The sequence below is a fragment of the Aeromonas sp. S15(2024) genome, from assembly GCF_041402265.1.
GTDB lineage: Bacteria > Pseudomonadota > Gammaproteobacteria > Enterobacterales > Aeromonadaceae > Aeromonas > Aeromonas dhakensis.
Map to the genome: position 1 here is coordinate 81,840 of NZ_JBGLQY010000012.1, position 10,282 is coordinate 92,121.

At 62.0% G+C, this 10,282-nt stretch carries 10 protein-coding genes; 1 reads left to right on the top strand and 9 read right to left on the bottom strand.

All coding sequences use genetic code 11. The features are described 5' to 3' along the window. Positions 1-9 precede the first annotated feature (9 nt). The 7 genes from ccoG to rph all read right to left on the bottom strand — a co-directional run bounded on the left by ccoG (position 10) and on the right by rph (position 7,643). Positions 10-1,458 carry a cytochrome c oxidase accessory protein CcoG gene (gene ccoG, locus ACB033_RS19420; RefSeq protein WP_139726451.1) on the bottom strand — a complete coding sequence of 483 codons (1,449 nt, stop codon included), beginning with the start codon at positions 1,456-1,458 and terminating at the stop codon, positions 10-12. Positions 1,459-1,656: 198 nt separating this feature from the next. Next, complete coding sequence (locus ACB033_RS19425) at positions 1,657-1,920, bottom strand: YihD family protein (protein WP_005306857.1); 264 nt, start codon at positions 1,918-1,920, stop codon at positions 1,657-1,659. Between the two features lie 30 nt (positions 1,921-1,950). Further along, on the bottom strand, positions 1,951-3,105 hold the full coding sequence (locus ACB033_RS19430) for a diguanylate cyclase domain-containing protein (protein WP_371140694.1): 1,155 nt from the start codon (positions 3,103-3,105) through the stop codon (positions 1,951-1,953). Positions 3,106-3,189: 84 nt separating this feature from the next. Beyond that, positions 3,190-3,579, bottom strand: a complete 390-nt coding sequence (gene cueR / locus ACB033_RS19435; protein ID WP_005306864.1) for a Cu(I)-responsive transcriptional regulator — start codon at positions 3,577-3,579, stop codon at positions 3,190-3,192. Positions 3,580-3,589: 10 nt separating this feature from the next. Continuing rightward, positions 3,590-6,022, bottom strand: coding sequence for a heavy metal translocating P-type ATPase (locus ACB033_RS19440; protein WP_371140695.1), 2,433 nt, complete (start codon positions 6,020-6,022; stop codon positions 3,590-3,592). Between the two features lie 176 nt (positions 6,023-6,198). Then, positions 6,199-6,852, bottom strand: a complete 654-nt coding sequence (gene pyrE / locus ACB033_RS19445; protein WP_010635696.1) for an orotate phosphoribosyltransferase — start codon at positions 6,850-6,852, stop codon at positions 6,199-6,201. Positions 6,853-6,926: 74 nt separating this feature from the next. Next, positions 6,927-7,643 carry a ribonuclease PH gene (gene rph / locus ACB033_RS19450; protein ID WP_005306873.1) on the bottom strand — a complete coding sequence of 239 codons (717 nt, stop codon included), beginning with the start codon at positions 7,641-7,643 and terminating at the stop codon, positions 6,927-6,929. A gap of 146 nt (positions 7,644-7,789) precedes the next feature. Between rph and ACB033_RS19455 the strand changes: the two genes are divergently transcribed. Further along, positions 7,790-8,653, top strand: coding sequence for a YicC/YloC family endoribonuclease (locus tag ACB033_RS19455; RefSeq protein ID WP_011707879.1), 864 nt, complete (start codon positions 7,790-7,792; stop codon positions 8,651-8,653). Positions 8,654-8,703: 50 nt separating this feature from the next. Here the strand turns inward: ACB033_RS19455 and ACB033_RS19460 are convergent, their stop codons facing one another. Then, positions 8,704-9,903 carry a histidine decarboxylase gene (locus ACB033_RS19460; RefSeq protein ID WP_371140696.1) on the bottom strand — a complete coding sequence of 400 codons (1,200 nt, stop codon included), beginning with the start codon at positions 9,901-9,903 and terminating at the stop codon, positions 8,704-8,706. 66 nt (positions 9,904-9,969) lie between these two features. Further along, the gene (locus tag ACB033_RS19465) at positions 9,970-10,209 is read right to left on the bottom strand and encodes a phosphopantetheine-binding protein (protein ID WP_236665139.1); all 240 of its coding nucleotides are present in this window, start codon (positions 10,207-10,209) and stop codon (positions 9,970-9,972) included. Between the last annotated feature and the right edge of the window lie 73 nt (positions 10,210-10,282).

Genomic DNA, 10,282 nt, shown 5'->3' on the forward strand with positions numbered 1-10,282 from the left:
GCCTTGCCGTCACAACCGGCTGATGAACTTGCTGGGCTGGCGCAGGGTCCCCTTGCTGTCGTCCGGCGCCGCCCCTTCGCGTTTGAGCACGAAGCGGATGTCCAGGGTCGGCTTCTTCAGGTTGTAGGGGTCGACGGCCACGCTCACCGGCAGGGTATAGATCTCGCCGGCCTTCAGGGTCACCTCGCGCGGACCAAACCACTCGTGCTCCGGCAGCCCCTCCACATCCAGCTGATAGGTCTGGGGATGCAGGGTCTTGTTGAGGATCTTGAGGGTATAGGTGTTCTCGATGAGCCCCTCGCTGTTCTCGCGGAACAGCTGGTTGCGATCCCGCAGGATGTCGAGCCCCATCGGCATGATGGACATGGCGTTGTAGACGAACACCCCCAGCATGATGGCCATCACCAGGCCGTAACCGATCAGCTTGGGCCGCGCCACATGGGTGGAGTCGTTGGCCAGCTTGTGCTCTGTGGTATAGCTGATGAGCCCTTTCGGATAGCCCATCCGCTCCATGGTCTGATCACAGGCGTCGACGCAGGCGCCGCAGTTGATGCACTCGTACTGCAGGCCGTCGCGGATGTCGATGCCGGTCGGGCAGACCTGCACACAGAGGTCGCAGTCGATGCAGTCCCCCAGTCCCAGCGCCTTGGGATCGGCCTTGCGGGCACGGGCCCCCCGGGTCTCGCCGCGCTTGGTGTCATAGCCGACGATGAAGGTGTCCTTGTCGAACATGGCGGACTGGAAGCGGGCATAGGGGCACATGTGAATACACATGATGGCGCGCATCCAGCCGGCGTTGCCGTAGGTGCAGGCGGCGAAGAGCACCACCCAGAAGATGACCCAGCCGCTGGCCTGCAGGGTGAAGAAGTCAGGCACCAGCTGGAACACATCCTGGAAGTAGGCGACGAAGGTGAGGCCGGTACCCAGCGACAGCAGGAGCCAGGCCAGGTGCTTGGCCCCCTTGCGGGCCAGCTTCTCGCCGTTCCAGGGCGAGGCGTCCAGCTTGCGGCGCTTGTTAGCGGAGCCTTCCAGCTTCTCTTCGAACCAGATGAACATGAAGGTCCACACCGTCTGCGGACAGAGGTAGCCGCACCAGACCCGCCCCAGGAAGGTAGTCACGAAGAAGAGGGCAAAGGCGGCGATCATGAAGACCCAGGCCAGCAGGGTGAGATCCTGCGGCCAGATGGTGGCACCGAAGATGTGGAACTGCTGATGGCCGATATCGAACAACACGGCCTGTCGACCGTCATAGCGCAACCAGGGAATGGCGACGAAGAGCACCACGAAGAACCAGCCCATGGCCTTGCGCATCCGCTGCCAGTAGCCGGTCTGGGCCCGGACATAGATGCGGTTGCCGGGGTTGAACCTGTCGTCGCTGGCTTTGAAGGTATTGGGGTTGAACGTCCCCGTTACATCGCCGGTGACATCCTTGATATCGATCTTGTCCTGGTCGGCCATTGCAACACTTCGCTCCATTAATTAATTGTTATGGGGCGGATTATATCTTAAACAGCCTGCTAATTGTGTGGGTAAAATGTATCTAATGTTCGAGTGGTGTCGCAATTTCAAGCAACAAAAAAGACGTATCGCCAGTTGACGAAACGCCTTTTCAAGAGATTCCTTTGAAAACCTTCAAGCTTCCAGCAAGCGCACTCTTTACTTGATGCCGCGGGCCTTGAGCAGGGCTTCCTTGAAGTCGGGCACGTGGTCCTTGGCCAGACCGGGGATCATCGCCTGCTTGTCGGATTCACGCATCTTGAGGTGGTAGATCAGCATGTCGTCGGTCAGCTCGGACAGAGGCCCTTCAAATCCCGCTTCCTCGGCCAGTTTGGCAACAAACTGTACCAGGCTGAGATCCTGTTCCTTGATCCAGGCAGGCTGCAACAACTCCAGCAGCTCTTCGATACGATGACATTGCATAGACGACCTCTTTAATCTGTCTTGTGAAACTCAGGCAACCTTACCCATCAAGGCTACTTCGATACGATCCCGCCCATTATGCTTGGCCTGATAGAGGGCCGCATCCGCTTTTTGTATCAGCTCGCTGATGGAGAGGGTCTGATCCGGTACCAGGGTCGCCACCCCGAAACTGCAGCTGACCCGACCGGAAACTAGGGACTTCTGATGGGGAATGCTCAACTCCTTGAGGGCCACCCGCACGTTTTCGGCGATCTGCATGGCCCCCTGCATGCTGGTGCAGGGCAGCAGCAGCGCAAACTCTTCACCGCCGTAACGGGCGGCGAGGTCATCCTCCCGCCGCTGCACCTCGGCCAGCAGACCCGCCACCTGCTGCAGACACTCATCCCCCAGCTGATGGCCGTAGAGATCGTTGAACTGCTTGAAGTAGTCCACATCCACCAGCACCAGTGACAGGGGAGCCCGGGCACGGTGGCAGCGACGCCAAGCGCGCTCGAGGCAGTAGTCGAGGTGGGCCCGGTTGGCGATGCCGGTCAGCCCGTCCAGCCGGGAGGTGAGCTTGAGGTGCTCGGAGACCGCCTTGAGCTCGGCCACCAAATCGGCGTTGGAGAAACGGTGATAGAGGGAGGCCACCTGATCCCGCCGCAGGCGACGCAGCAGGGTCGGCAGGAAGACAAACAGGTAGCCGGCCAGCATGCTGGAGACGATCCGCTCCTGCTCGTTGCCCGCCCCCAGTTCGAACACCATGGCGAGCCCGAGCGGCAGCACGGCGCCATAGAGGGAGCGGCGACTGCCAAACAGCATGATGGCACTGCCGGTGAGGATCAGGCTGGCGAGCATCATCATGGCGGCGCGGTAGGTATCGGGCAGCTTGTCCATGTAGAGCAGCACGCCCAGCGCCCAGATGATGGAGGTGATGGTCACCCCGATGAAGAGTTCGCGCTCCAGCACCGGCAGCGGGATCTGTGCCAGCCTGGGCTGGCGCCAGCGCAGGTGCCAGCCCCGGCAGAGCAGCAGCAGCAGCACGCTCGCCAACCAGCCAAGCGCCTCGCTGGCGGGCAGGTAGTCGTGGAACAGCAGGCTCCAGCCAAGTGCCAGCAGACCCAGGCAAGGCAGGCTGAATGAGGCGTGGGTATAGAGCTGGGCCATGATGGCCTGCTTTACCTGACGTGTCACACTCTGGGTCAACTGCGTACTCCCTGTACAAGAGCCGCACAGTCTACCACTACCCCTTCGGAGCCAACAATAAAACGTCCGTTATTAAGCGGTTAGTCAGCCTCGCTCCAGCTCGTCGAGGATCGGGCACTCGGGATTCTCGTCCCCGTGGCAGCAGCCGACCAGCCCCTCGAGGGAGCTGAGCATGGCCTGCAGGCCGGCGATGCGGGCGCGCAGATCGACGATCTTCTCCTGCGCCAGCTTCTTCACCTGGGCGCTGGTTCTGTGCTCGTCCCGATAGAGCGCCAGCAGCTCCTGACACTCCTCCAGATTGAAGCCGGTCTCCCGCGCCCGCTTGACGAAGCGCAGCTCGCGCAGGGCCGAGTCGGTGTAACTGCGATAGCCATTGTCACTGCGCACCGGCGCCGAGATGAGGCCGATGCTCTCGTAGTAGCGGATGGTCTTGGCGGTCAGTCCCGTCGCCTTGGCTACCTTGCTGATGTTCATGGATGACTCCTTAACGGTTCGATTCAGTGCTGACATGGTGGCTGGCATGGGCGAGCGCCCGCGGTTGCCAGCGTTTCAGTAACAGGGAATTGCTCAAGACTGTGATGCTGCTCAGGGCCATGGCCGCCCCCGCCAGCTCGGGGCTGAGGTAACCCAGCGCCGCCAGCGGAATGCCGATGATGTTGAACACGAAGGCCCAGAACAGGTTCTGCTGGATGGTGCGCCAGGTGGCCGCCGAGATGTCGATGGCATCGGCCACCAGCCGCGGATCAGAGCGCATCAGCGTGATGGCGGCGGTCTCCATCGCCACGTCAGAGCCGGAGCCCATGGCGATGCCCACATCCGCCGCAGCCAGCGCCGGGGCGTCGTTCACCCCGTCCCCCACCATGGCCACCAACCCGCGGGTTTGCGCCCGCAGCGCCTCCACTTTCTCCACCTTGCCGGCCGGCAGCACTGAGTCAAAGGCCCCGTCCAACCCCAGCTTGGCGGCGATATGGGCCACCGGCGCCGGCGCATCGCCGCTTACCAGCCAGCTGGCGATGCCGCGCTGGCGCAGGGTGGCGATGGCCTCGGGACTCTCGGGGCGCAGGGTATCGGCCAGGGCCGCTATGCCGGCCACCACGCCGTCGATGGCCACCCAGACCCGGGTCGCGCCGTCGGCGGGTTGTTCATCCTGTTGTGGCGGTTCAATACCGAGCTGGGCCAGTAGACTGGCATTGCCGATGGCGACCGAGTGGCCCGCCACCTGGCCGACTATGCCGGCACCGACCCGCACCTCCACCGCCTCCGGCTGGGGCAGCGTAGCCTCCTTGCCGACTGCCTCGCGCATGGCCAGCGCCAGCGGGTGTTCGCTCGCCTGCTGCAGGGCAGCGGCGAGGCGCAACTGCTCGTCGTTGCCGCTCCAGCTCGCCAGCACCGGCCGGCCCTGAGTGAGCGTACCTGTCTTGTCGAAGATCAGCGCCTTGATGGCGTGGGCCTTCTGCAGGGTATCCACATCCTTGATCAGGATGCCGTGGCGCGCCGCCACCCCGGTACCGGTGACGATGGCGGCCGGCGTGGCCAGCCCCAGCGCGCAGGGGCAGGCGATCACCAGCACCGCCACCGCCGCCAGCAGCGCCTGACCGAAGTCGTTGCCGATGGCGTACCACACCAGCAGGGTAAAGAGGGCGATGGCCATCACCACCGGCACGAACACGGCGGAGACTTTGTCCACCAACTGCTGCAGCGGGGCCTTGCCCATTTGGGCGCTCTCCACCAGAGCGATGATCTTGCTGAGGCTGGAGTCCTCCCCCACAGTCGTGGCCTCGATCTCCAGCACGCCGGAGCGGTTGATGGCACCGCCGAGCACCTTGTCGCCCTCGCCGCGGGGCACCGGCAGGCTCTCGCCGGTGAGGATCGACTCGTCCAGCTCGCTCTCGCCGCTCAGGATCTTGCCATCCACCGGTACCCGCTCACCCACCAGCACCCGCAGCCGATCGCCGCGCAGCACCTCGTCGATGGCCACGCTCTGCCAGCTCTCGCCACGCCAGACGGTGGCGGTTTCCGGCCGCAGCGCCATCAGTTCGCGAATGGCGGACTGGGTGCTGCGTCTGGCCCGGGCCTCCAGCAACTTGCCGAGGGAGATCAGGGTGATGATGATGGCGCTCGCCTCGAAATAGAGCTGGCCGCTGGCGGCCATCCCCAGGGTCAGCAGCAGATAGAGGCTGTAGAAGTAGGCCGCGCTGGTACCAGTCGCCACCAGCACGTCCATATTGGCGGAGCGGTTCTTGATGGCGAGCCAGGCACCGCGATAGAAGCGGGCCCCGATCCAGAACTGTACCGGGGTGGCGAGCACCAGCTCCAGCCAGGCGGGCAGATGCCAGGGCAGCAGACCGGCCATTGAGAACATACCCACCAACAGCGGCAGGGTCAGCAGCGCCGAGACGATGACCCGGGTCTGCGCCTGACGGGTGCTGGCGGCCTCTTGCGCTTCCCGCTCCAGCAACTGCTGACGGCGGCCGCTGGCCGAGCCCTGCGCCAGCTGGGCACCAAAGCCGAGGGCTTCGATCTGCTCGCGCAATGCGGCGGGGGTCTGCATCCCGGGCACCAGCACGATACGGGCCTGCTCGAGCGAGAAGTTGACGTCGGCTGAAATGACACCGGGCAGCGCGGCCAGCATTTTGTTCAGACGGGCCGAACAACCGGCACAGGTCATGCCGCTGATCTGGAAGGAGAGCGTCTCGTGGCCATAGTCATAGCCCTGTGCCTGAATGCTCTCCAGCACCGCCGGCAAACGATCGGGGCTGGCCAGGTCGATGGCGGCCTGCTCCAGCGCGAAGTTGACGGTCGCCTCGACCCCCTCCAGCTTGTTGAGGGCGGTCGTGATGCGGCTGGCGCAATTGGCGCAGCTCATGCCTGTGAGCGGCAGCTGCAGATGGATGGGTAATTGAATATGAGTGGTCATGTTGTTCCTCCTCGGAACCCGTCGGCCAGAACGAGCGCCGACCAGCAAACCCTAACCTTTACTGTAAGGGTAAGCTCAAGCCACCTGACTCACTTTTTGCAGATGAAAAAACGGCGCCCGTTTGCTGCCAGGGAGCAAACGGGCGCCGACTTCAACTATTACGCGGTGTGATCGGCTCAGATACCGTACTGGGCGCGGTACGCCTTCATGGCAGCCAGTTGCGTAGCCAGCTCAGGCTGCTCGGCCTGCTTCTCTTCCAGATAAGCGATCAGGTCGCTCATCTGGATGATGGCGATGATGTGGGCGCCGTAGTCACGCTCCACCTCCTGAATGGCGGAGAGTTCACCCTTGCCCTTCTCCTGACGGTCCAGCGCGATCAGTACACCGGCCAGGGAGGCACCGTTGGCCTGGATCAGATCCATGGACTCGCGGATGGCGGTGCCGGCGGTGATGACGTCATCCACCAGCATGATGCGCCCCTTGAGCGGGCTGCCCACCAGATTGCCGCCCTCGCCGTGATCCTTGGCTTCCTTACGGTTAAAGCACCAGGGCACGTCCACGTCGTGCTGCTCAACCAGCTGTACCGCAGTGGCGGAGGCGATGGGGATCCCCTTGTAGGCCGGGCCAAACAGCACGTCGAACTCGATGCCGGCATCCATCAGGGCGGCGGCATAGAAGCGGCCGAGACGGGCCAGATCGCGGCCGCTGTTGAACAGACCGGCGTTGAAGAAGTAGGGGCTTTTACGACCGGATTTCAGGGTAAATTCACCGAATTTGAGGACCTGTTTCTCCAGGGCGAACTCGATAAATTGACGCTGGTAGGCTTTCATTCTGGCTCCTTGCTTGGCTTGTCGTTTACTTTCGTGGGGTATAAAAAAACGCGGACAATGCCGCGTTTTTAAAATCATGCAAGTGACTGCTTCTGCAGCGCAATGATGTCGGCGATGCCGCCCTTGGCGAGCGCCAGCATCTCCAGCAGCTCTTCGTGGGTGAAGGGCTCGGCCTCCGCGGTGCCCTGCACCTCGATGATGCGACCATCCTCGGTCATCACCACGTTCATGTCGGTCTCGGCGGCGGAGTCTTCGATGTACTCCAGATCGCAGATGGCTTCCCCTTCGAACATGCCGACGGAGACGGCGGCGATCATCTGCTTGAGCGGGCTCTGCTTGATCATGCCCTTCTCCACCATCCAGTTCAGCGCATCCACCAGCGCCACGCAGGCACCAGTGATGGCGGCGGTACGGGTGCCACCGTCGGCCTGCAGCACGTCGCAGTCAACTGTGATGGAGTGCTCGCCCAGGGCGGTCAGGTCTACCGCGGCGCGCAGGGAGCGGGCGATCAGCCGGGAGATCTCCAGGGTGCGGCCGCTCTGCTTGCCGGAGGCCGCTTCGCGGTTCATCCGGGAGTGGGTGGAGCGCGGCAGCATGCCGTACTCGGCAGTGACCCAGCCCTGATTCTTCCCTTTCAGGAAGCGCGGTACGCTGGTGTCGACGCTGGCGGTGCAGAGCACGCGGGTGTTGCCGAACTCCACCAGCACAGACCCTTCAGCATGCTTGGTGAAGTGGCGGGTAATGGTGACCGGACGAAGCTGCGCGGCAGTGCGATCGCTGGGACGTGACATGGGACGGACCTCTGGGCTGGCTGAATTGGCGCAGGAGTATAAGTGATCCCAGCCCAAATATCAGCCGCTAAAACCACGCTGTCGGCTGACGGAGCAGGTCTGGCTGAGTATACTGGCCGCACACTTCATCAAGCCCGGAACAATCAATGATTCACAGCATGACCGCCTACGCCCGCAAGGAACTCAAGGGCGACTGGGGCACAGCCGTTTGGGAAATTCGTTCGGTCAACCAGCGCTATCTGGAGACCTACATTCGCCTGCCGGAACAACTGCGCAGCCTGGAGCCGGTTCTGCGTGAGCGCTTCCGCGCCAAGCTGCAGCGCGGCAAGGTGGAGTGCAACCTGCGTTTCGAGGCCGCGCAAGCCGCTGCCAGCCAGCTCCACATAAATGAAGAGCTGGCCAAGCTCATCATCGACAGCGCCAACTGGGTGATGAAAGAAGCGGGCCAGGGCCAGCTCAATCCGGTCGACGTGCTGCGCTGGCCGGGCGTCATGGCTGCCGCCGAGCAGGACATGGATGCGGTTGCCACCGAGCTGCTCGGTGGATTTGACCTGACCATGGAAGATTTCCTCGCCTCCCGCGCCAGCGAAGGGGCCAACCTCAAGGCCCTGATCGAGCAGCGTCTGGCCGGCATTCAGGTAGAAGTGAAGAAGGTGCGCGTGCACCTGCCGCAGATCATCGAGTGGCAGCGCCAGAAGCTCACCGACCGGCTGGCCGAAGCCAAGGTGGAGCTGGATCCGGCCCGCATCGAGCAGGAGATCGTGCTGCTGGCCCAGAAGATCGACGTAGCCGAAGAGCTGGATCGGCTGGAGATGCACATCAGCGAAACCAACAAGATCATGAAGAAGGGTGGCGCCTGTGGCCGTCGTCTCGACTTCATGATGCAGGAGTTCAACCGCGAGTCGAACACCCTCGGCTCCAAGTCCATCAACGCCGAGGTGACCCAGTCCGCCGTCGAGTTGAAAGTGCTCATCGAGCAGATGCGCGAGCAAATTCAGAACATCGAATAATCCCGGTTCGATAGCGTGAAAAAGCCATTGGAGACAATGGCTTTTTCTTTTTATGCGGAGCAGGCGAGCACAGGGTGCGCGCAGGCGGTGGGCTCGGCCGCCGGGCCGAGATCCCGCACTATGTCGCGGATCACCGCATCCAGCTGATGAAGGCTGTGATGATGGGGCAGGGTGATGAGGTGGGAGTGCTCGCCCGAGGTCGCCAGGCAATGGGTCTTCCAGGTGCGTTCCGAGGGGCGCGGGAAGACCACGGTAATGGAGTGCGGATGCCGCCAGGCGGGCACCCCCTGCTGATTCAGCCGCTCTACCAGCTGCTGGGCCATGGCCAGGCAGCGCCCGGTCCGCTCACGCCATTGGGCCAGCGTCCGTCCCTTGATGGCGGCCCACATCAACAGGGGAGTGAAGCCGTTGCGCGATCCGCTGATGGTCTGATCGCTGGCCGAGATGTAGTCCACCTCCACGGCGATGCGATCCACAAAACGCCGCCTGGCCAACACGATGCCGCACGGGATCGGCGACCCCATCATCTTGTGGCCCGAGACACTGATGGAATCGATGCCGTCGGCAAATGAAAAGGCCGGCGCATCGTCCACAAACGGCAGTATCATACCGCTCAGAGCCGCATCCGCGTGCAGGTAGTAGTCCTGACGCGGGATGCCGATGGCCGACAGCCGCCGTTGAATGGCGCCGATGTCGTCGACCGCCCCCTTCATGGTGGTACCGATATTGGCAAATATGATGGGATGACGCTCGCCATCATCCACTATCTGCTCTGCCAATTTATCGCAGTCAATTTCCCCGCTGGGCAGTGTGGGAATTTCCTTGGCCTTGATCCGCAGCAACCTGATTATTTTGGCAACCGAATAGTGTGTCTCTTGTGAATAATAGAGGGTGCCTTCAGGAAACAACTCTCTGGCAAGATAACAGCCAAACATATTGCCTTCGGTGCCGCCATTGGTCACATAACCCCAGCTCTGCTCTGGCGGGATTGAAAATAGCGATGAGAAATAGTGCATGACCTCTCGCTCAAATTCGAAGGTATTGAGCAAATAATTTCCAGGCGCGCCCCAGTCGCCACAGTTATTGATAGAAAACTGTAAAAACTTGTGCAGCTGGGAATAATCAAAGTCGGCAGCCTCCGGATAACCGACATTGAAATATTGATGGGTAAGGCAGAACTGCCAAAACTGCTCGAGCCTGTGCTGATCTTCTGCTGACAGCGTCATGATGGTGTCCGTGGCGAGCGCCATGACCTGGCGCCGCCCTTGCTGAATGATAAGAGCAATGCGTTAAATTGATTGAATATATACAGCCAGTCAGGCCGCCGGGGAGCCGCTCAGGAGCGCCCACCAGGCTGACAGGGTGGGCCTGTGCGCCAGCTCGTCAAAGCCGACATCGACCCCCTGTGCCTTCAGCTCTGCGGTAAAGCGCATGATGCTGAGGGAGTCCAGCCCATACAGCACCAGACTCTCCTCCGGATCCAGCTCCCCCTCCTCCACCAAGCTCTGTACTCGTTCATTCAACCACTCACGGGTCATGAATGTTGGTCTGCTCATGTTATTTCCTCACTGTCTGTCATGGTTATTTCTAGTCGTGAATTTTTAATCACCGCTCCCACCCAATTGCTGA